The sequence below is a fragment of the Polaribacter sp. IC073 genome (assembly GCF_007997075.1).
Lineage (GTDB): Bacteria > Bacteroidota > Bacteroidia > Flavobacteriales > Flavobacteriaceae > Polaribacter.
Map to the genome: position 1 here is coordinate 234,246 of NZ_VORS01000005.1, position 23,650 is coordinate 257,895.

Sequence of the window (23,650 nt, forward strand, 5' to 3'; positions counted from 1 at the left end):
AGAACATTATAGTTTTACCATTTCTTCACGCTAGGTAGTAGAAAAACCTCATATATTAAAAAGGAATATACAACGAAATATTGAATAAACACCACCCATAAATTCTCTTTCCAAGGATTGTTTGCATAGGCTTGGTAGCTTAAAATAATAACCAAAGACCACACAACGGGGAATTTATATTTTGTAAAAACACTTAAAATTAACGGAGTTGCCAAGTACCAAGGATGCACCGTGGTGGCTGTAAAATAGTAAAAACACAGCCCAAACATTAGGGCTGTAATTAATTGAATTGGTGTCTTGTTTTTTCTAAAAAAAGTAAGAAACACTAAAAACAAAACCGTTAGAATAGGAGTGATCTTCCCAATAATAGCAATTTCATTATACCCTCTAAACAAATACCCTATTTCTCTAAAAAGATAATAAAAGCTTGCGTTAAACTCGAAGTTTCGAAACCATAAGCCAACAGAATTTGAATAGTTTGCGATGAATTCTGATGTGTAAAAAGGAAGAAATAATAAAAGGGTCGTTCCTATTACAATTAGATAAAAGCTGCTTAAATGTAAGATTCCTTTAAAAAAAGTTGTCCAATTGTTTTTCAGCGATGCAACGCCGTTCTTAATTGAAGATAGATTGAACTTGTCTTTGGTGCCTTTCCATTTTACAAACCATTGAAAAAACAGCGGTAGAAATAATAACGGAATTAACTTTACAGCAACAGAACAGGCAATTAAGATGGCAGCCCAAATCCATTTTTGTTGTTGTAATTTGTATAAGGCCCAAACTAAGAAAAATAACATCACAGGTTCGAAGTGCAAATTGCCTGTCATTTCTATAATTATAAACGGATTTAAGACATACCAAAAAATATTGTTAATAGGTAAGTGTAGTTTTTCTAACAACTTTTTTCCGAAGTATAAAATACCAACATCGGCTAAAATAATAAAAACACGAAGTACAATTACAGAGCCAAAAATACTTTTACTAGCAAAAATTGCGGCTATGAAAAAGCAGAATTGATTTAATGGCGGATAATTGGTGTAATGGCTTCCATTGAGTGCTCCCATGCCTTCGTATAAACGGGCCGCTTCGGCAACGGGTTGCAAATTTTGCTGAATAAAGGTTGCTGGTAATGATACATACGGATTGAATCCATTTAAAATCATGCGGCCATCCCAAATAAAGCGATAAAAATCTTGTGATAAATTAGGAATCGAAAATAAGAAAACAAGTCGAAATAAGATGGCAACTCCTACCAAAGTGGTAAAGGAAGTGTTTTTGTTTTTGATCAATACATAAAAACCAACAAACAAAGTAAACCACAAAAAAGAAAGGGTATAAAACTGTGTTCTTTCTATAAAATAGGCGAATAGAAAATACAATACTACACTAATGGTACTTGTAAAGAAGCTGCTATATTTTTTTAAAAAAGCCATTATGCTTTAGAGAAAACAGACTTAAGAAACACATAGCTAAAACCTGTAAAAAGCATAAAATGGAAAGGGAACAGTCCGAAATCTCCACCCTCATTACCAACAACAAATGCGCTGTACATTCCAAAGACAAAATAAAGTGCCAAAAGACCTTCTAAAAGCACATGCACAGAAGGTTTTTTCTTAATGTATTTATTCTTTTTCCAACCGTCTTTTATCGTTTTAATATTGAATTTTGGCGTTCTAACAAATTCACTTTTTTTACCAAAATGACCTTCTAAGACAGCAATGGTATTGTGTAATGAAAAACCCATTGCAATAGAAAAAAAGGTAAAAAATGCCCCAATATATTTAAAGAAACTCTTAACGCCACCGCCATAGGTGTTTTTGTACATGTACCAATAGCAGACAAAGAAAATAAGCGAGCTTACAACAAAGAAACTCATTACATAAAAGTAAATTTTTAAATGTGCATATTCATTTTTAATATACAACATGGGAATGCTTAAAACAGCAACTAAAAAAATACAGATAAACATCGAGCTATTTAAAAGGTGCAATACACTGTGTATTTTTGTTTTATAAGAAACGTTTTTACTGTTAACAACGCGTTTCATCATCTTTTGAAAATTCTCTGCACCCCCTTTGTTCCATCTAAATTGCTGCGACCTTGCAGCACTAATTATAACGGGCAATTCTGCGGGAGTTTCTACATGTTCTAAGTACTTAAATTTCCAGTTTTTTAGTTGTGCTCTGTAACTTAAATCTAAATCTTCTGTAAGTGTATCGCCTTCCCAATTACCAGCGTCATAAATACAGTCTTTACGCCAAACACCTGCTGTACCATTAAAATTTATAAAATGTCCCTCACTATTTCTACCCACTTGTTCTAAGGTAAAATGAGCGTCTAGAGCAAAAGCCTGAATTTTTGTAAGCGTAGAATAATCTCTATTAATGTGTCCCCAGCGAGTTTGTACAACACCAATTTTTGGGTCTTTAAAATAAGGTACTGTTTGGTACAACCATTCTTTCTGAGGTAAAAAATCGGCATCAAAAATAACAATAAACTCCCCTTTAGCCGTTTTCAACCCTTCTTTTAAAGCACCTGCTTTAAACCCTTTTCGGTTGTCTCTTCGAATGTGTTGAATGTCAATTCCTATTTCTTGAATTTTTTTGATCTGCTTTGCAGTCGTTTCAATAGATTCATCTGTAGAATCATCTAAAACCTGTATTTCTAACTTCGCTATCGGGTATTCTAATTTTGCGATGTTTTTAAGCAAGCGTTTCATTACGTACAACTCGTTGTAAACAGGCAATTGTATGGTAACAAAAGGAATTTCTTTTGCGTTTGAAAAATCGAATTTTTCTGAAGTATCTACTTTTTTTCGAGCTTTTAAATAATTAAAGAGCAAGTTTAATTGCGCCAATGCGTACATAAAAATAAGCAAAAGAGCGATAGAATATATAAAGATGATGCTGTATTCTATAACCATTATTTAAAACTGTATTTAAAGATCCAACCTAAAATTTTTACGCCTGCAAAGAGACTCCCTTTTACGGTTCCTGAGACTTTAGAAACCCCTATTCTATTGCGATATTTCATAGGAATTTCTGTGTAAGTTAATTTTTGTTTTAACGCTTTTAATTGCATTTCAACGGTCCAACCATAAGTTTTATCTTCCATGTTTAAAGCTAGTAATTGATCATATTTTATCGCTCTAAACGGCCCTAAATCTGTAAATTTTGCATTAAATAATAATTTCATTAAAAAAGTTGCTAGCCAATTGCCAAAAACTTGTTGCGGTGTCATAGAGCCGGCTGCTCTCAGTTCTTTTACACGTGCACCAACTACAAAATCTAAATGATCATTTATAATGGGATTGATCAATGCTGTTAATTGTTCTGGGTAATCAGAATAATCACCATCTAAAAAAACAATAATATCTGGTTTTATGGTTTGTTTGCTAATATAATCCATCCCTTTTAAACACGCATAACCATACCCTTTTCTGTTTTCTTTTAAAACAGTTGCACCCGCATGTTGTGCATTCATTAGGGTATTGTCGGTAGAATTATTGCTAATTACAATAACCTCTGTAACAATTTTAGGAAGATCATTAATAACATTTGCAATAGAATCTTGCTCGTTGTAAGCAGGAATAATAACTTTTATAATAGGTTTCATCATCTTAAATCATTTAGACTTTTCTCCTCTTTAAAGAGGAAAAATTTGTCCATTCTTTTATTTTACCTTTGCGCTATTTTGTTGTTTTCTCTTTGGATAAATTTTTGCCGTAAAAATATCAATATTTGATTTCTAAAAGGACTTTTAAACAACTTTATTTTGGAGGTTTTCTTTCCTACAGTAAAATTTAAACAACCTGTTGTATCCTTTTTAAAAGTTAGAACCCCGCATTTTTTAGCAATTAATAGGGGATGCAAAGCACCAGCATCTACTACACATGCATGCTGTAACTGCCCACTTATTTCTTCTGCACCAATTCCATTAAATCTACATCGTTTCCTAATAAAATTTCTGTCGGATTTATTCTACCATCTTCGGGGCCGTTTTCTAATTTTAAAACACCTCTTGGGCAAACTGCAGCACAAACACCACAGCCCACACAGCTAGAACGTATGATGTTTTCTCCTTTTTGTGCATAAGCTCGTACATCAATTCCCATTTCACAATAGGTAGAACAGTTTCCACAAGAAATACATTGTCCGCCATTTGTAGTAATTCTAAATTTCGATTTAAAACGTTGTATAAAACCTAAATACGCAGCCAATGGGCAACCAAATCTGCACCAAACCCTGTTTCCAAAAATCGGATAAAACCCTGTTCCAATAACACCCGCAAAAATAGCACCGATTAGAAAGCCATAAATATCTTGAATGGTTTGTGTTTGAATGCCGAGGACTTCACCAGAACCAGAAAAAAAAGTGTACAAGGCAAAACCGGTCATCACCAACACAAAAATCAATACAGAGTGTACAATAATACGCTCTGCTCGCCAAGAAAGTAAGGTTTTACTAGAGAGTTGTCTGTAAGGGTCGCCTAATGTTTCTGCCAAACCACCACAACCACAAACCCAAGAACAGTACCATCTTTTTCCGAAGAAATACACCATTACAGGTACTACAACAATGGTTAAAACAATTCCCCAAACTAAAATAAACAAGCCAAAACTACCACTAGCAAGCAATTCGTCTAAATTCCATTTGAAGAAAAAATCATAATCTAAAGGAAACGCATTCTTAAAATCATACCAAGGTTTTTCGAACCGAACTAAAATTTCTGGAATTAAAAAGGCAAATACAATTTGAAAGAACAAAACAGAAGTAGTTCTTAAAATTTGATATTTATTATGACGGTATTTAATGTACATTCTCACGGCCATCACAGACATCACTGTACAATATAAGAAGCCGTATAAAAACCATTGACTTGCAGGGTTTCCGTTGATAGATTTGCTAATAGGATCTACCAAATATACCCAGTTTACGATAAAATCTGGATAAAAATAAAGGAGGATATAGAACGTAACAAGAAATAGAAAAGCAAACCAACCAATCCACCCACGGTTTGTCGATGCGCTTAGATAGATTCCGTCATTTTTTATCCCTGGTTTTCCTAGTAAAACAACATCCGGAATTATAAACATAAGTGCACCAATGATGCCCAAACCAAAAGTTAAAAACCACATAAAACCGGTGTTGTCTGCAGCAAATCCTTTTCCTGCTTTTTTTGCAAGTGTAAAACTTAAACTGTGTGGTTTACCAGATATTTTGTATTGGTATTGTGCGCCTTTTTTATCCCAATTCTTTTCTGCGTCATATTTCTGAATTCGGTTGTCATAAAAAGTATTGGAAGCCGCGTATGCTTTTGTAACACGACTAGAAAATTCAAAAATATTCAAATCTTCCGAGGTTACAACAGCGCTTTCTAAGGCACCTTTTATAACGGTACTTTTATAATTTTGCTCTTTTAGAAACGTATCTAAATCGGCTTGTTTTAAATTGAAAGAACCCGTGAAAATAGTTCCTATGAAGAAGAATAATCCTACTAAAAAAATGATTAGACCTAATTGTTTTATGAGTTTCAAAATGCTATGTTCGTTTTATACTATTTAATTGGAGGTGTTTACTACTTAAAATACGCTTATCGTGTTTTGCTAAAAATACGTTTCCAACTTTTCTTTTTCAGTAGAATGTTGGCGTTGTTTTCTTTGTTGAATTTAGCCACAATTTCAGCTTCATGTAATTGGTAGAACTCAGGGTCAAAATTAGCATCTGCTAAATGCGCCAATACATGTGTTATGGGTTGGTTCTCGGTCAACCACTTGTCAAAAATTTCATGGCGCATTCGAATTCCAAAGGTATTTATACCCAAAAACAGCTGTGTATTTTTATCAAAAGAAATGGTAATGCATTTTTGTTCCGTTGGGTGCTGCCATTGAAAATACGCTTCATTTTCCTGTTTGCCTTTTTCACTAAAAACCCAACCATACGTCTGGTATTCGATGTCTAAAAATTTCGCAGAATTAAACCAATGCCCGGGTTTGTAGGCTGTTTTATTGCCACAAATAGTTTGTGCCAAGGTTTCGCCCATCATTCTACCGGTATACCAAACCGCTTCTATATTTCTCCGTTGGCCAATGGCTTCGTGTTGTTCTGCACAATCACCAATTGCATAAACGTTGGAGATATTGGTTTCTAAAAAACGGTTGACTTTCACACCACGCCCTATTTCAATACCAGATTCTTTTAGAAAAGCGATGTTTGGTGTAACACCAGCAGTTAAACCCACGATGTTACAAGCTATTTCTTCGCCAGTTTCTTCAATAATAATAGATTTTACGCGGCCGTTTTTGTCAGATTTTATTTCTTTTAAGTTGGTGCTTAAACGCAAATCTATGTGATGCTCTTTGATGTGCGCATTAAGCATTGCAGATTCTTGCGCAGGCAACACGCCGTTCCAAAAACTATCTTCACGCACTAAAAAAGTAACGGGTATTTTCCGGCTTCTTAACATTTCTGCCAATTCAATTCCTATCAAACCACCACCAACAATAACCGCCCTATTACAAGCCTTATTATCGGGTGCGAGTTTTTCTAACTTTTCTAAATCTTGTTTATGGTACATGCCAATAACCCCCTCTAAATCTTGCCCAGACCAACCGAATTTGTTGGGTTTAGAGCCTGTAGCAATAATTAATGTATCATACGTTAAGGTTTCTCCGTTTGTAAAATTGAGTTGTTGGTCTTTGGTATTTATATTGTCTACAAAGCCTTCTTTTAATGCAATCCTGTTTTTCTCCCAAAACCAATTTTCATACGGTTGTGTATGTTCAAACTTCATGTGTCCCATATACACATACATCAGGGCAGTTCTAGAAAAAAAGTAGGTTGTTTCTGCAGAGACGATGGTTATTTTTTTATCAGAATTTTTTCTAATATGTCTAGCAGCAGTAACGCCTGAGATTCCGTTGCCAATAATTACAATATGTTCCATGCTTCGTTAATTGTAGCTTTTATGTCGAACGTCAAGTTAAGAACTTAATTGTGAATCTATAATTTATTTAAATTTAGAATCATTATAAATAGTGTTTATTTCAAATTTCTCTCAGAATGTCGCTGTTGTGGCTAATTAGCAACTAAAATTTAGCACTACAATAGGAGCTAAACATCCTTTGAACCTCAAAAAATAGTTTCGCTATTCGCGCCATAACGTTCTGGTTTCTGTAAAAAAGGCAATGCTAAATACCTTGCCTACCCAGTCATTTACACAGCGAAAGGAGTTGCTACTGTAAAGAGCAACAAAGGGGCAACTTTCATTGCCTACAAGAAAACGGACTTCTAAAGAAGTTTTAACAGGGGTTTAAGAACATTATTTTAACAAAAAGAAGTATTTTTAGAGTCATTTATGAAAACAAAAAAACAACTAATTTTAGTGCTAATTATCTTGAACTTTTCTTGTAAAAGTCAGACTAAAAAAATTAATGGCGTTAGTTTTGTTGCCGCTAGAGATTCGATAAGCAAGCAACATATAACCCCAGTATTAAAGGCGCAAAGTAATTATGTAGCATTAATGCCTTTTGGTTTTATAAAAGAATTAGCAGCTCCTACAATACTGCACAACACCAACAAACAGTGGTTTGGCGAAACTAAAAAGGGTTTGTTACAGTATGCAAAACATTTTCAGAAAGAGAAGGTGCGCATTATGGTAAAACCACATATTTGGGTTTGGCGCGGTGCATTTACAGGGAATATAAAGATGAATTCGGAAGAAAATTGGAAAACCTTAGAAGATTCTTACCGAGAATTTATGTTAACTTACGCCAAAGCTGCAGAAGATTTAAATGCAGACATCCTATGTATTGGCACAGAGTTAGAACAATTTGTCATGAATAGACCTGCATATTGGCAAAAATTGATTCAAGAAATTAGAACAATTTACAAAGGGAAACTTACGTACGCCGCAAATTGGGACGAGTTTAAGCGTGTTCCTTTCTGGGCAGATTTAGACTTTATTGGCATTGATGCTTATTTTCCGCTAAGTGATAAAAAATCGCCCACCATCGCAGAATATGAATTGGGGTGGAAAGTACACAAAGCAGCCATTTTAAAAGTTCAGCAGCACTCTAAGAAACCCGTTATTTTTACAGAATTTGGCTACAGAAGTATCGATTTTAATGGCAAAGAACCCTGGGACTCAAGCAGGGTAGCGGGTGCGGTAAATTTAGAAGCCCAAGCAAATGCTTTGCAAGCAATACACAATCAGTTTTGGAAAGAAGAATGGTTTGCCGGTGGTTTTATTTGGAAATGGTTTCATGGACATGATAGGGTTGGTGGCGAAAAAAACAATAGATTTACACCACAGAATAAACCCGCAGAAGAATTAATTAAAAAGTTATATGGTCTTTAAAAAAATAGTACTCCTTTTAATCGGTATTTTAATGTTTTCTTGCTCAGAAGATACCGCTATTTCTGTCGCAAGAAACCTGCAAGAATACATTGATGAAACCTCTAAGATATCAGAACAACCCGTAGTTGCGTATGGGGCAAATGCAGATGCAAACACCCGTTTAACCTATGTTTTTTATTACCCAGAAGCGGGTGCTTCAGAGGTTCGGTATTACGAGTTAACAGCAGGTTCTTTAGATGAAAATAACTTTGCAAACTATCGAAGAGAAAGTTTGGTTAGCGAAGCTGTTTTTGGAGGTAAATTAAAACGTTTTTCACGAGCAAGCGATTCAGAAACGTGGTGTTTGGTCACCTATGTAAAAGAAGGTGCTTTAAGAATTTCTAAACCCATTAAACTAAAGAACACTTCTAAAGCTACGGTGTATACAGATGAAGTAACCATCAACTATAAAACTACATTAGAACCAAATTTTACTTGGAACGATAACACAACACCAGAAAGTGTTCTTTATTTTCAAGTAATTACAGATGAAGAAGAAGCATTTGTTTCTGCTACGCATACCAAAGAAAAATATTTTCAGTACTATGACCTTTCTAATCTTGTAGCTCCGGTTATCAATACGGTTGTTCCAGAGACTTTGGTCGCAGACGCGGTTTACAATTTTACAATGCTGGGGATTGATGCAGATAATTGGGTAAACTTTGTGATTAAAGAACAATTTATTCCTAGAAATTTAGAAGAATATGTTACTGCAAATGCAGACAAACCAGTTGCATCTGCCATTGCTTTTGCGGGGAATGCAAACGGAAATAAAGCGCAAACCTACATTTATTTCTATCCTATTGAAGGGGCTTTTCAGTACCGGTATTATGAAACCGAAAACACCAACGTAGATCAAACAGATTATGCTAATTATAAAAGAAGAAGTTTAACAAACGAAGTTCAGTTTGGTGGCAAGTTTAGACGGTTTACCAATAATTCTTCAGGCGAGGTTTGGTGTTTGGTTACGTATATTGCAAACGGAAAACTGCACATCTCTAAGCCTATTAAAACCAAAAACATTTCTAAAACTACAGAATGGACAACCGTGGTAGCTATTACCTATCCAGAAACGTTAAAACCTGTTTTTACTTGGGCAGAGGGCATCCATGCAGAAAATGAAACCTATTTGCAAGTGCTTACACAAAACAATAATACTTTTCTTTCGGGAACCTACACCACCGAAAAAACATTTCAGTATTATAATGAGGAAAATATAATAGATAAAATTCACACAGAAACCCCACCAGCGATTGTGTTAGATGATCGTTATAAGTTTTATGTATTCGGGTTGAGTTCAGATAATTGGATAAACCTCGTCATTCAAAACACCTTTATAGCACAATAATGTATGGCAAGAAACTTTTTATTTTAGGTTTCTTTTCTTTGTTGAGCTCTTAGCAACGTGCGCAAAAAAAAGAAGATTTCAGCAGTTAAAATTGTTGGCAATAAAAGGTTAAAAACGGGGGCTGTATAGAAACAAATTATGATGAAAAGAACATTTGCAATTGGCGACATTCACGGAGGCTTAAAAGCCTTGCTTCAAGTTTTAAATGCGTTAGAAATAACAGCAGAAGACACGGTCATCTTTATGGGAGATTATGTAGATGGTTGGAGCGAGTCTGCGCAAGTACTAGACTTTCTAATCGCATTCTCAGAAAAAATAAACTGTATTTTTATCAAAGGAAATCATGATGTGTGGTGTGAAGAGTGGTTGCATACAGCAGCTGCCAACCCTACTTGGTATCTGCATGGGGGTAAAGAAACCATCGCTAGTTATGACGGATTTTCTACGGAAGAAAAACAACAACACATCACCTTTTTAAAAAGCATGCCGTTGTATCATTTAGACCCAGAAAATAGGTTGTTTTTACACGCTGGTTTTACATCGATGCACGGCGTAGAAAGAGAGCTTTTTAAAGGAAATTTTTACTTCGATAGAACCTTGTGGGAAATGGCCTTGGCAATGGATGGAAGTATCGACAAAGACCACGCAACTTATCCCAAACGCTTACAGCATTACAAAGAAATTTATATAGGACACACCCCCACAACTAATTTTGGTGAAACCATACCTATGAACGCCGCTAATATCTGGAATGTTGATACCGGTGCTGCCTTTACAGGGAAAGTAACCGCAATGAATATTGAGACAAAAGCCTATTTTCAAAGCGATGCCTTACCGAGTTTATATCCTAATGAAAAAGGTAGGAATTAATAAATGAAACGTCATTGCGAGGCAGCCCTCCCCCTAAGGTCATTGCGAGGAGGTACTACGCAGCAATCTGTTCATGATTCGTTCTTACTTCCATGAGCTTGCTTCGTGCCTCGCAATGACGTACAGTGTGGCAATGACGGGTGCACCCGCAATGACGCGTGCACCCGCAATGACGTGCAACAACAAATCCCCATCAATCTACCGTTAAAACCAGATCTTCAGAATGTACCATGCCCCCTTCTTTTAAGAACAACTTCTTAACAGTTGCGTCTGCTACTGCGGTAATGGTGGTTTCCATTTTCATGGCTTCAATAATAAATAAAGGCTGATTCTTACTTACCTTTTCCCCTTTTTTAACCAAAATAGCAGACAACATCCCTTGTAAAGGCGCACCAATTTCTTTAGCATCGTTTCTGTCTGCTTTTAGATTTTCTATTGTATGCACCTTTACAGCAGCATCCTTTATTTGCACAGCTCTACCTTGTCCGTTTACTTTAAAATAAACCGTAACCATACCATCGCTGTTCGGTTCTCCAATAGAATCTAAGGTAATCAATAAGGTTTTTCCTTTGTCTAATTCAATGATAATTTCCTCCCCCCTTTCCATTCCGTAGAAGAAATTCTTGGTTGGTAGATTAATCAAACTATCATATTTTAAATGCTTGTTGTAAGCCTCTGTAAATACCTTCGGATACAATTTGTAGGATAAGAAATCTGTAAAATCGATGGGTCTGCTCAAATCGTTTTCAAATATCTTTTTAAAATCGGTATAAGCAGCATCAATATCTAAAGGTTCTAAATGTGCATTGGGTCTGTCTGTATATGGTTTTTCTCCCTTTAGAATTAATTTTTGCAAATCTTTAGGGAAGCCACCAACTGGCTGCCCTAAATCTCCCTTAAAGAAACTCACCACCGATTGCGGAAACGAAATGGTGTCGCCACGTTCTAAGACATCTTGCACCGTTAAATTGTTGCTTACTAAATACTGCGCCATATCGCCCACCACTTTAGAACTGGGTGTTACTTTTATAATATCGCCAAAAAGCAAGTTTACATCCCCATACATTTTGGTAATTTCGTGAAAACGATCTTCCAAACCTAAGGCCTGTGCTTGTGGTTTTAAATTAGAATATTGGCCGCCAGGTATTTCGTGTTTAAAAACATCCCCAGAACCTGCTTTTAAGCCAGACTCAAACGGATAGTAATAGTCTCTTACGGTTTGCCAATAATTAGAGTATTCATTTAAAGAGTCTATATTTAAAGTACTTTCTCTGTCATTAAACTTTAGCATTTCTACCACCGAATTAAAATTAGGTTGCGATGTTAAACCAGACAGACCACCCAAGGCAACATCTACCACATCTACGCCGGCTTCCATTGCTTTTAAATAGGTTGCAGATTGTATCGAAGAGGTGTCGTGCGTGTGTAAATGAATCGGAATGTTTACGGTTTGCTTTAAAGCTGAAATCAACTCAAATGCTGCATACGGTTTTAACAAACCAGCCATGTCTTTAATGGCCAATATGTGTGCACCTGCATTTTCGATGTCTTTCGCTAATGTGGTATAGTAGTTAAGGTTGTACTTGGTGTTCTTCGGATTGAGAATGTCTCCGGTATAACAAATAGAACCTTCTGCCAGTCCATTGGTTCTTTTACGAACATGTGCTATACAAGGCGCAATCGATGGCATCCAATTTAGAGAGTCGAAAATTCTAAAGATGTCAACACCATGCTCCCAAGACTGCTCTACAAACTTTTCAATTAAATTGTCTGGGTAGGCAGTATATCCTACGCCGTTAGAACCTCTAATTAACATTTGCAACAATACATTTGGCATTGCTTTGCGCAATAATTGCAAACGTTCCCAAGGGTTTTCTTGCAAGAATCGCATGCAAACATCAAAGGTAGCGCCCCCCCAAACCTCCATACTAAAAATATCGGGATTGTTTTTTGTGTAGCCTTCTGCAACTTTAAGCATGTCATAGGTACGCATTCTGGTTGCTAATAAACTTTGGTGCGCATCTCGCATGGTGGTGTCTGTAAAATGAACTTTCTTTTCATTCTTTAACCATTTAGAAAACTTCTCGGGGCCTAGTTCTGTTAGTAGGTCCTTTGTGCCTTTTGGGTGTGCTGCATGTGCATCAAACTTTGGTACAATTGGTTTTAGAAACTTTTTTGAAAGGTCTTTTTTCTTGACATCCGGATTCCCGTTTACAATCACATCCCCCAAATACGTTACCAATTTGGTGGCTCTGTTTCTAGGCGCTTTAAAAATAAATAAATCAGGATTTTGTTTGATGAAGTTTACCGTTACATTTCCTTTTCTAAAAGTTTCGTGCTGTAGAATATTGTCTAGAAAAGGCATGTTGGTTTTTACACCTCTAATTCTAAATTCTGCCAAAGCACGCCGTACTTTTCTACAAGCGCCATCTAAAGTTCTACTGTTTGCCGTTACTTTTACCAACATAGAATCGAAAAAAGGCGAAATAATGGCCCCTTGGTACACACTACCCGCATCTAAACGAATACCAAAACCAGAAGCACTTCTGTAGGTGGTAATTTCACCATAATCGGGTTTAAAATCGTTTTGAGGGTCTTCTGTGGTTATTCTACATTGCAGCGCGTAGCCTGTTACTTTTACGGCCTCTTGATTGGGTATTTTTATTTGTTGATCTGTTAATTTGTAATCTCCCGCAATAAACAATTGTGTTTTTACTAAATCGATGTTGGTGACTACTTCGGTAACGGTGTGTTCTACTTGAATACGCGGATTTACTTCAATAAAATAAATAGCATCATCATCATCAACCAAAAATTCTACCGTACCAATATTGTTATAGTCTACCGCCTTACAAATGGCAATTGCATAGGCATAGAGTGCCTCTTTTATAGCAGGTTTAAGATCAAAGGACGGTGCAAACTCAATTACTTTTTGGTAGCGGCGTTGCACAGAGCAATCGCGCTCAAAAAGATGGACTGTATTGCCATAATTATCGGCAACTATTTGTATTTCTATGTGTTTTGGGTTGGCTACAAATTTTTCAAGAAAAACAGTAGCATCACCAAAAGCATTTAAAGCTTCCCGCTTACTTTCATTAAAAGCCCCTTTTAGTTCTGCTGCTTTTTGAATGACACGCATGCCTCTTCCACCACCACCAGAAGCCGCTTTTAACATGACCGGGTAGCCAATTTTTTCGGCTTCGCTTAATGCAATTTCAATATTTTCTAAAGGCTTTTCATTGCTGCGAATCACGGGGATGTTGTTGGCAACCGCCACTTCTTTTGCCGTAATCTTATCTCCCAAAGACTTTAAAACAGACACTTTTGGTCCGACAAAAATAAGGCCATTGTCTTCACATTTCTGAGCAAGGTTTGCGTTTTCAGACAAAAAACCATACCCAGGGTGTACCGCATCTGCGCCGCTTTCTAAAGCAACTCTAATAATTTCATCGATGTTTAAATACGGTTTTAAGGGCGCAGTGTCTTCGCCTATTTGGTAAGATTCATCTGCCTTGTATCTGTGCAGCGAGTACCGATCTTCAAACGTATATACACCAACGGTTTTTACGTTTATTTCTGTACATGCTCTAAAAATACGAATTGCTATTTCGCCTCTGTTGGCAACCAATACTTTTTTAATTTTCATCTTAGGAACGGTGTTTTAGCGTTTAAAAAAAAGTTTTACGGCTAAAGATACTAAGTGAAATTGAGGAAGTCGAATTTTTTAGAAAATATTTAAAAACTTTATGCGTAGCACAAGGCATTGCAATGCTTGCACCTGTTGCGAGGTGCCAAACAAAAACAACCAACGAAACGGCCCCCTCAATGTTCTGCAGAAGACTTCTTAAATAGCTGTTGGTAAGAACGTAAAAAAAAGAAAACAATGGGGGGATGTCTAATTCTTAAAAAGGTGCTAAAAACAAGAAATAATTAATTTATTTGTAATTATTTGTAAAAATTAAGAAAACGTTGAAAACTTCAAGGGAATTGTGAATAAGTATAAGTTCGAATACCCAACAAGAAGCTTTAATTTTATAGGTGCAAAGAAAGAGGTCTTTATTGTTGCTGCAGAAGCATTCACAAAAGAATCCTAGCCTGCTGATAAATTAATTTTTAGAGCGCAAAAGAGCCTTTCTCTTTACAACCATAAAAAAAGCCTTAAAGAGGGTACTTTAAGACCTTTTTTTAAACGGTAACACTTTAAGAAGTGTGTAGTTTCATCTTGAGACCATAAAATTACAATACTTCTTTTAGCTTACCAAATTTATTTAGTTAAAAATAAAGCAGGCTACCACACTGCATTTGGTAAAACAATGACTTAATTATTAGTTAGTTAACTCCCTTTTGTGCTTGTGTACAAAATGGTAATGGTGTGTAAAGACGTGTACACTATTGGCAAATTGCAGAGTTTTTAAAGCGCGCTAGAAGAGGTTTTTGTATTGCTGCCTCTTTAAAAGCAATACACTTAAAATTTTATGTTATTATGGTACAAATTATACCAATTAGTAAATCGAATCCGCAAGACAGAATCGCGGCAAATAAATATTATGCACAAGTAGTGGCTTCTGGTAAAACAGATTTAGAAAGGTTGGCATACTTGGTCTCCAACCAAAGTACGGTGAGAGAAGCAGATTGTTACGCCGTAATCTTGTCTTTATTACACAATATTGTAGACGAATTAAAGCAAGGTAAAATTGTGAAATTAGACAAACTGGGTTCTTTTCAAATAGGCATTAATTCGAATGCTGTAGACACCTTAGAAGAGGTATCTGCGAGTCTTGTAAACAAGGTGCGCATTAAGTTTAGACCCGATAAAAGAATGAAGAATTCTTTAAATATCAATACCATTCACTTTACCACCGCCAAAGGAGTGTAAGAGCGTATGTGTTAAAAAAAACAACCTCAATAACAATTGTTATTGAGGTTTTTTTATGCCCAAAAACCAACGTTCTTCTTAAAAACACACCGCAGCTTTTAAAAAAACCTAGGAAGCTTATGCGCAAGAGTTCGGTAACTTTTGCTAAAAAGTATGGTAACTTTTGGGTAAAAGTTACCATACTTTTAAAAAAAGCTGCGGTACTTTTATTTAGAAGTTTTTTTTTTAGGCTGTTCTGGCGGTAAAAAACAACAATGCACTCTTATTTTAGGCCGTTATACCTCCCCAAAAGTGTGCTTTATAGGGGGAGCAACAACACGTAAAACGGTTCTTTGGGGTAGGAGGTTGCAAGGTAAGCGGCAACCTTAAACATATGCTGCTTTTTCCTTCGCTGTTGTAAAAAAGAGTGCTACATTTATTTTTGAAAAAGAATTAGAATTAATGAACGCATCTCAAATAGAAAAAAACGTAACCGCTTTAGTAGATAATTTCAACAAAGAAGAATTTGTATTCGATTTATTAAAAGCCTACGGCATTTCTAAAACCTCTATAACACGTTTAAAGAAAGGAGATTTCAACCTCTCTAAAGTAGCAGGAGAAGTACTCTATAAAAGTAAACTACTTTTTAAAGAGGTAGCATCTGGTCATTTATTAAATACCATTGATGAACTTACAAAAGAACCAGATACTTTAAAACACAATCCAAGATTTGTAATTGTAACCGATTATAAAACACTCTTAGCAAAAGATATAAGAACAGGTGCTGCATTAGACACCCCCATTCTTGAAATTCATAAACATTTTGGGTTCTTTTTACCTTGGGCAGGACAAGAAAAGTACACGCAGACCAATGAGAATTTTGCAGATAGAAAAGCGAGTTACAAAATGGCGAAGCTTTATGATATTTTAGTTACAGAGAACCCAACTATTTATGAGGATGGCGGTCATAATCTAAACATCTTTCTATCTCGTTTACTATTTTGCTTTTTTGCAGAAGATACAGGCATATTTTCCATTGAAGGCCTATTTACAGATACCTTAGAGCAGCATACCCAAAAAGATGCGACTGATGTTCATTGGTTTTTAGACAAACTATTTAAAGTATTAAATACTAAAAATAACAGTGAAGAAGCGGCACATTTTAAAGCCTTTCCGTATGTAAATGGTGGTTTGTTTAGAGATACCATAGTATCACCCAAATTCACGGCAGCAGCACGTAAAATTATTATAGAGTGTGGCGATTTAGATTGGAGTGAAATCAACCCAGATATTTTTGGTTCTATGATACAAGCAGTGGTAAACCCTGCATATCGTAGTGGTTTAGGCATGCATTATACCTCTGTGCCTAATATTATGAAGGTCATAGAACCGTTGTTTTTAAATGAACTGTACGAAGAATTTGAGAAGCAAAAAGGCAATGCTAAAAAGTTGCGCCAATTAATATTTAGACTCTCTAAACTAAAAATATTTGATCCTGCTTGTGGGAGCGGTAACTTTTTAATTATTGCCTATAAAGAGTTACGTAAACTAGAAATACAAATATTACAAGAACTACACCCTTTAGAAACACAGCATTCTATTGTTTTTACTGAAGTGAAACTCTCACAATTTTACGGTATTGAATTAGATGATTTTGCCCACGAAATGGCCATACTTTCTTTATGGTTGGCAGAACACCAAATGAACAAGTTTTTTGTAGATGAATTACACGGTTTTGGAAAAGCAAAACCTATTTTACCGTTAAAAGAAGCTGGTAATATTACACAAGGGAATGCAACCCGTTTGGATTGGGAAGACACCTGTCCTAAAAATGAGAGTGATGAGATTTATATTTTAGGGAATCCGCCTTATCTGGGCTATAGTCGACAAGATAACATTCAAAAAGAGGATATGAAGATTGTTTTTTCTTCTATTAAAAACTTTAAAAAACTTGATTATATCGCTTGTTGGTTTATAAAAGGATCGTTTTTTATAAAAAACACTAAACATCAATATGCATTCGTTTCTACAAATTCAATTACACAGGGAGAGCAAGTAGCTTTGTTGTGGCCAAATATTTTGAACATTTTAGAGGTTGGTTTTGCTCATACTTCTTTTAAATGGACTAATAACGCCAAAGGAAATGCAGGTGTATCAGTTGTTATAATTGGAGTAAGGGCTATTAGTACAGTTCAAAAAGTTATTTTTACTGATAGTATAGCTAAAAAAGTAAATAATATTAATCCATATTTATTAGATACTTCAAATCTAATTGTTCGTTCTAGTTTTAGTACACTATCTAAACTACCAATTATGATTAAAGGAAGTTCTCCTGGTGATAATGGTAATTTGTTGATGGAAGAAGATGAAAAAAATATCATTCTGAAAGAAGACCCATCTGCAATGAAATTTTTTAAAAAGTATATAGGAGCAAGAGAATTTATGAACGGTAACTTGAGATATTGTCTTCTCGTTGATGAAAATAATTATACTGAAGCCGTAAAAATTCAACCTATTAAAAATCGTTTTGATAAGGTTTCTGATTTTAGGTTAAAAAGTACAAAAGCTTCAACAAGAGAAAAGGCAAAATACCCATATTTATTTGATGAGAATAAATATCAAGATTCTAATTCTATTTTAATTCCACAAACAGGTTCAGAAAGAAGAGAGTATTTACCAATAGGTTTTTTTGATAAATCTTATGTAATTTCAAATGCAGCAAGAGTAATTTATAATGCAGAACCTTGGTTATTTGGGCTGTTATCTTCAAAAGCTCATATGGTTTGGGTAAAAGCGGTAGCGGGCAGATTAAAAACAGATATGCAATATTCTAACACTTTATGCTACAACACATTCCCATTTCCAGACATCACTCAAAAACAAAAAGAACAAATCAACCTACACGTTTTTGCAGTCTTAGAAGAAAGAGAAAAACATTCTGGTAAAACCTTAGCACAATTGTATGACCCTAATAAAATGCCCAAAGGCTTAAAAGAAGCGCACCATCAATTAGATTTAGCGATTGAACGTTGTTACCGTTTAAAACCATTTACCAGCGATACCGAACGTTTGGAATATTTGTTTAAGGAATATGAGAAGATGATACATAAAAATACTTTGTTAGAGAAGGTTAAAAAGACACGTAAAACTAAAAAAGCGTAATGGATAGAGGTGTGATTTTTAGTGACGAATCTGGTCAAGATAATGACAATAGGTATGGTGCAATTTGTACAGTATCAGGTTATAGAAAGAATTTGATTTCTTTACATCAATGTTTAGAAACAATAATGACTGATTATTCTAAAAGTGAAATCAAATTTAAAGACGTAAAGGGTGGTTTAAAATTAAAAATTGCAAAAGAATTTGTTGTTCAAGGATTAAATGAGATTGATTCAAAAAACATTAAAATTCACGTTTTAGTATGGGATAAGCAGGATGCTAGGCATAATATTCAAAATAGATGTGACATTCAGAATTTAAAGAGAATGTACTATAAAATCCTGAAAGAAGTTAAAAAAGATTGGTCGTATATTAATGATTGGTCATTTTATCCAGATGAGTTCACTGCAATAAATTGGCAAGACGACATTGTTAAGTATGTTGAAAAAACGAAATTATTTAACAATTCAGAATTATTTGATGCTGTTTCGCAATTTAAATTTCCGAATTACCAAAAGGCTGTAGAAAAAGACTCTAAGCTAATGTACAATATTCAGTTAACCGACTTATTTGCAGGTATAGTTAGGGGTTCAAGACTAAACAGTAAAGAATATATTCAGTATTTAGAAAATCAGAAAAATCAAATTTCATTATTTAAAGAAAATAGTATTTCTATTTCATCTAATTTAAAACCAAAATTAGAGTTGATGCACTATTTTAAAGAAGAAAGTTCTAAAAGAAAACTTGGAGTTGGTTTTAAAGAAAATAATTATTTTGAAACTTTCAACAAAAAAAATAATATTTTTATTTGGCATTATAAAGCCAAATCTGAATATGATAAAGCACCTATTAAAGTTAAAAAAACCTAATGGAAAACAACCAACAAAACATCATCATTTATAATACCGCAGACGGTAAAGCAGCTGTAAGTTTATACACCAAAGATGGCAACGTTTGGATGAACCAAAGTCAGCTTTCAGAACTTTTTGACACCTCTGTACCAAATGTGAGTATGCATATATCTAACATACTAAAAGAGAAAGAGTTAGTAGAGGTTTCAGTTGTTAAGGATTACTTAACAACTGCCCAAGATGGTAAAGAGTATAAGGTAACATTTTATGCCTTAGATATGATTTTGGCGATTGGTTTTAGAGTACGTAGCAAACGTGGTACTCAATTTAGAATTTGGGCAAATCAAAATCTTAAAAACTATATGATTAAAGGGTTTATTATGGATGATGAACGCCTAAAAAACCCTGATGGCAGACCCGATTATTTTGATGAGTTATTAAAACGTATTCGAGAAATACGAGCATCAGAAAAACGCTTCTACCTAAAAGTAAGAGATTTATTTACATTAAGTAGCGATTATGATAGTTCAGATAAAGCCACTCAAATGTTTTTTGCAGAAACACAAAATAAATTATTATATGCAGTTACCCATAAAACAGCAGCAGAGTTAATAGTGTCAAGAGCCAATGCAAAAGACCCTAATATGGCATTATCCATTTGGAAAGGAAACCAAGTAAGAAAACAAGATATATTTATTGCAAAAAACTATTTAAACGAAGACGAATTAGATTCTTTAAATAGATTGGTCGTTATCTTTTTAGAAACTGCAGAACTACGTGTAAAAGACCGTATGGACATCACAATGAATTTTTGGAAACAAAATGTAGACAGGGTTTTAGAGTTTAGTGATAAAAAAGTACTAAAAGGATTAGGTAGTATTTCTAAAGTACAAATGGAGAAAAAAGTAAAACAAATATATTCACAATTTGATACCCATAGAAAGTTAGAAGAAGCAAATAAAGAAGATGCTATAGAGTTAGAAGAAATAGAAAAATTACTAAAAAAGAAAAAGTAGCATGCAAAATATAGTACAGGTAAAATACCAACAAACAGGTAAAAGTAAAAGTACCAATGAATATGGTATGAGAGAAATGCAACAAAAAGCATTTGAGGCTCGTACGGCTCAATATTTATTAATTAAAGCACCACCAGCTTCTGGTAAATCTCGTGCGTTAATGTTTATTGGTTTAGATAAATTAATACATCAAGGTATTAAAAAAGTAATTGTTGCAGTTCCAGAAAGGTCTATTGGTAGTTCATTTGCAAAAACAGATTTAAAACAATTCGGTTTTTTTGCAGATTGGAAACCAAACCCAAGATATAATTTATGTACACCGGGTGTAGAGAAAAGTAAAGTAGCTGCCTTTTTGAGCTTTTTAGAAAGTGATGAAAAAATACTAATTTGTACACACGCTACGTTGCGCTTTGCTTTTGATGCCATAGACGAAAAACAATTGGATGATTGTTTGTTAGCAATAGATGAGTTTCACCACGTATCTGTAGATGGAGATAATAAGTTAGGTGTTGTATTAAGTAGCATCATGGAGAAGTCTACTGCGCATGTAGTTGCCATGACAGGTTCTTTTTTTAGAGGAGATAGCGTTCCTATTTTATTGCCAGAAGACGAAGCGAAATTCACAAAAGTCAAGTACGATTATTACCAACAATTAAACGGGTATAATTATTTAAAGTCTTTAGGTATTGGCTATCATTTTTACCAAGGAAAATATACAGCTGCCATTCACGAAGTATTAGATGAAAGCAAAAAGACAATTATTCATATTCCAAGTGTAAATTCAGGAGAATCTACAAAAGACAAGTATGAGGAGGTTAATAGAATTATAGATAGTTTAGGAGAATTAGACTACCAAGACCCAGACACAGGCGTTTTATATGTAATAAGTAAAACCACAGGTAAAACCTTAAAGATTGCAGATTTAGTACACGATAACCAAAAGGATAGAGATAAAATACAAGCCTATTTACGGGAGGTAAAAAGTGTAGATGACATCGATATTATTATTGCATTGGGTATGGCTAAAGAGGGTTTTGATTGGCCCTATTGCGAACACGCTTTAACGGTTGGTTACAGAGGTTCATTAACAGAAATTATTCAAATTATAGGCAGAGCAACAAGAGACAGTGAAAACAAATCCCATTCTCAGTTTACCAATTTAATAGCACAACCAGATGCAGAAGATGATTTGGTAAAACTATCTGTAAATAATATGCTTAAGGCTATCACAGCCTCTTTATTAATGGAGCAAGTATTAGCGCCTAATTTTAAATTTAAACCTAAATTTTCAGAGGAAGCTGATGAAGATGACGATGCAGATGATGATGAGGATACGATCAAAATAAACGGTTTTAAGTTGCCAAGTTCACAAAGAGCAAAGGAGATTATAGAAAGTGATATAAATGACTTGAAGGCAAAAATAATGCAAGATCAGCAGATGATAAAAGCAATGCCTGGTAATGTAGACCCAGAAGTTATTAATAAAGTATTGATTCCTAAAATTATTAAAGAAACCTATCCAGATTTATCAGACGAAGAGGTAGAAGCAGTACGTCAACACGTAGTGGTAGATTCAGTATTTAAAAATGGAACTATGGAAGAGGTTGGTGATAAGCGTTTTATTCGCATGGCAGATAGTTTTGTAAATATTGATGATATTCATATCGATTTAATAGATACCATCAATCCGTTTCAAAAAGCATTTGAAATACTTTCTAAATCGGTAACGGCATCTGTATTTAAAGCAATTCAAGAAACGATTGAAGCGACAAGAATAACAATGACTGATGAGGAAGCCATTATATTGTGGCCTAAAATAAAAAATTGGATTGCAAAAACAGGTGAGCAACCAAGTATGCAATCTTTTGACCCACAAGAAAGACGTTTGGCAGAAGCAATTATATTTTTAAAAGAACAAAAGCGTAAAGCAGCATCTAATGGGTAAAAAGAAAACATTAGCAGATATATTTAATGATGATGAGTTTGGAATTTTAGATTCTAAACCCAAAACGTCACAAGTCAAAACAGAAGATGAGCGCTTAATTGAATCGTTTAAAGAGATTACTGTTTTTTTTGAAAAGAATAATCGTGAACCAGAAGCAACCAACGTAACTGAATTTAAGCTATTATCAAGATTAAACGCAGTAAGAAAAGATGCTAAAAAAGTAGCCATATTAAAATCGTATGATGTGTACAATCTATTACATACGAAAGAAGAAGTAAAATCTGTAGCAGCTATTTTAAATGATGATGCTTTAGGCATCTTAGATACCGGTGATACCTTGTCTATTTTTAAACTACAGCACGTAAAAAGTGCTTCTGAAAGAACAGGAGCCGATTTCACTGCAAGAAGAAAGGCAATGAAAGACAAAGATTTTGCACCTTATGAAGCACAATTTAAAAAAGTACACAAAGAATTAAGAGAAGGTAAACGTCAATTAAAAGAATTTAAAGATGTAGAAAAAAACCTTGAAGAAGGCAAATATTATGTTTTAGATGGTGTCTTGTTGTTTTTAGAAAAAGAGGGTATAGAGGATAGGAAAATAGGAGATAGAACAAGAAAAGATGGTAGAACGATAACTATTTTTGAAAATGGAACCGTAAGCAATATGTTGTATCGTTCCTTAGCAAAAGCTTTATACAATGGTGGCAGTATTGTTTCAGATACCGATAAAGATGAAGAACAAGAACTTTTTAAAAATGCAAATATTCTTAATGAAGAAGATGTTCAGACAGGTTGGATCTATGTGTTGAGGTCAAAATCTACCAACCCAGAAATTGCAGCAATTAATGATTTATATAAAATTGGTTTTTCGTCTATAGATGTAAATGAACGAATTAAAAATGCTTCTAAAGAATCTACTTATTTATATGCAGATGTTCATTTATTGGATAAGTATGCTTGTTACAATATAGACGCACAAAAGTTTGAACACCTAATACATCGCTTCTTTGCTGAGGTATGTTTAAATGTTGATGTTTTTGATGACAAAAGAAACAGGATAACACCAAGAGAATGGTTTGTTGCACCAAGACCAATTATTGATAGCGTTGTTACATTCATTTTATCAGGTGATATTGTGAAATTTAAATACGATAGCGTTAATAGGGTCTTAATTGAAAAATAAAAAGCAGGTAACAGGTCCTGTTTTTT

15 protein-coding genes are annotated in these 23,650 nt (G+C 34.6%); 9 read left to right on the forward strand and 6 right to left on the reverse strand.

Going from position 1 to position 23,650, the window contains the following annotated elements:
• Window positions 1-14 precede the first annotated feature (14 nt).
• The 5 genes from ES045_RS09380 to ES045_RS09400 form a co-directional block, all read right to left on the reverse strand.
• Window positions 15-1,433, reverse strand: coding sequence for a mannosyltransferase (locus ES045_RS09380; protein WP_147115788.1), 1,419 nt, complete (start codon window positions 1,431-1,433; stop codon window positions 15-17).
• Window positions 1,433-2,923 carry a cellulose synthase family protein gene (locus tag ES045_RS09385; protein WP_147115790.1) on the reverse strand — a complete coding sequence of 497 codons (1,491 nt, stop codon included), beginning with the start codon at window positions 2,921-2,923 and terminating at the stop codon, window positions 1,433-1,435. The genes ES045_RS09380 and ES045_RS09385 overlap by 1 nt, the downstream gene beginning before the upstream one ends.
• Window positions 2,923-3,615 (reverse strand): glycosyltransferase family 2 protein, encoded by a 693-nt coding sequence (locus tag ES045_RS09390; protein WP_189663073.1) that lies wholly within the window; start codon window positions 3,613-3,615, stop codon window positions 2,923-2,925. The genes ES045_RS09385 and ES045_RS09390 overlap by 1 nt, the downstream gene beginning before the upstream one ends.
• Before the next feature lie 298 nt (window positions 3,616-3,913).
• A complete protein-coding gene (locus ES045_RS09395) occupies window positions 3,914-5,536 on the reverse strand; it encodes a 4Fe-4S binding protein (RefSeq protein WP_147115795.1) in 1,623 nt (540 codons plus the stop codon).
• Window positions 5,537-5,592: 56 nt separating this feature from the next.
• Window positions 5,593-6,945, reverse strand: a complete 1,353-nt coding sequence (locus ES045_RS09400) for an NAD(P)/FAD-dependent oxidoreductase (protein ID WP_147115797.1) — start codon at window positions 6,943-6,945, stop codon at window positions 5,593-5,595.
• Window positions 6,946-7,356: 411 nt separating this feature from the next.
• Here ES045_RS09400 and ES045_RS09405 point away from each other — a divergent pair, with 411 nt between their 5' ends.
• The 3 genes from ES045_RS09405 to ES045_RS09415 all read left to right on the forward strand — a co-directional run bounded on the left by ES045_RS09405 (window position 7,357) and on the right by ES045_RS09415 (window position 10,615).
• Window positions 7,357-8,358, forward strand: a complete 1,002-nt coding sequence (locus ES045_RS09405) for a glycoside hydrolase family 113 (protein ID WP_147115799.1) — start codon at window positions 7,357-7,359, stop codon at window positions 8,356-8,358.
• Entirely contained in the window at window positions 8,348-9,745 is a 1,398-nt protein-coding gene (locus ES045_RS09410; protein WP_147115800.1) for a hypothetical protein, read from the forward strand. Before ES045_RS09405 ends, ES045_RS09410 begins: the two co-directional genes overlap by 11 nt.
• A gap of 141 nt (window positions 9,746-9,886) precedes the next feature.
• On the forward strand, window positions 9,887-10,615 hold the full coding sequence (locus tag ES045_RS09415; RefSeq protein WP_147115937.1) for a metallophosphoesterase family protein: 729 nt from the start codon (window positions 9,887-9,889) through the stop codon (window positions 10,613-10,615).
• A 193-nt stretch (window positions 10,616-10,808) separates the two neighbouring features.
• On the opposite strand, the gene ES045_RS09420 is transcribed toward ES045_RS09415, so the two are convergent.
• Complete coding sequence (locus ES045_RS09420) at window positions 10,809-14,261, reverse strand: pyruvate carboxylase (protein ID WP_147115802.1); 3,453 nt, start codon at window positions 14,259-14,261, stop codon at window positions 10,809-10,811.
• Between the two features lie 837 nt (window positions 14,262-15,098).
• Between ES045_RS09420 and ES045_RS09425 the strand changes: the two genes are divergently transcribed.
• From ES045_RS09425 to ES045_RS09450, 6 genes are all read left to right on the forward strand, one after another.
• On the forward strand, window positions 15,099-15,491 hold the full coding sequence (locus ES045_RS09425) for an HU family DNA-binding protein (protein WP_147115804.1): 393 nt from the start codon (window positions 15,099-15,101) through the stop codon (window positions 15,489-15,491).
• Window positions 15,492-15,932: 441 nt separating this feature from the next.
• Window positions 15,933-18,632 (forward strand): class I SAM-dependent DNA methyltransferase, encoded by a 2,700-nt coding sequence (locus ES045_RS09430; RefSeq protein WP_147115806.1) that lies wholly within the window; start codon window positions 15,933-15,935, stop codon window positions 18,630-18,632.
• On the forward strand, window positions 18,632-19,498 hold the full coding sequence (locus ES045_RS09435) for a DUF3800 domain-containing protein (RefSeq protein ID WP_147115808.1): 867 nt from the start codon (window positions 18,632-18,634) through the stop codon (window positions 19,496-19,498). Before ES045_RS09430 ends, ES045_RS09435 begins: the two co-directional genes overlap by 1 nt.
• Window positions 19,498-20,496 carry a virulence RhuM family protein gene (locus ES045_RS09440; protein WP_147115810.1) on the forward strand — a complete coding sequence of 333 codons (999 nt, stop codon included), beginning with the start codon at window positions 19,498-19,500 and terminating at the stop codon, window positions 20,494-20,496. The genes ES045_RS09435 and ES045_RS09440 overlap by 1 nt, the downstream gene beginning before the upstream one ends.
• A gap of 1 nt (window position 20,497) precedes the next feature.
• Window positions 20,498-22,441, forward strand: coding sequence for a DEAD/DEAH box helicase (locus ES045_RS09445; protein WP_147115812.1), 1,944 nt, complete (start codon window positions 20,498-20,500; stop codon window positions 22,439-22,441).
• Window positions 22,434-23,624 (forward strand): GIY-YIG nuclease family protein, encoded by a 1,191-nt coding sequence (locus ES045_RS09450; RefSeq protein WP_147115814.1) that lies wholly within the window; start codon window positions 22,434-22,436, stop codon window positions 23,622-23,624. Before ES045_RS09445 ends, ES045_RS09450 begins: the two co-directional genes overlap by 8 nt.
• Window positions 23,625-23,650: the final 26 nt, after the last annotated feature.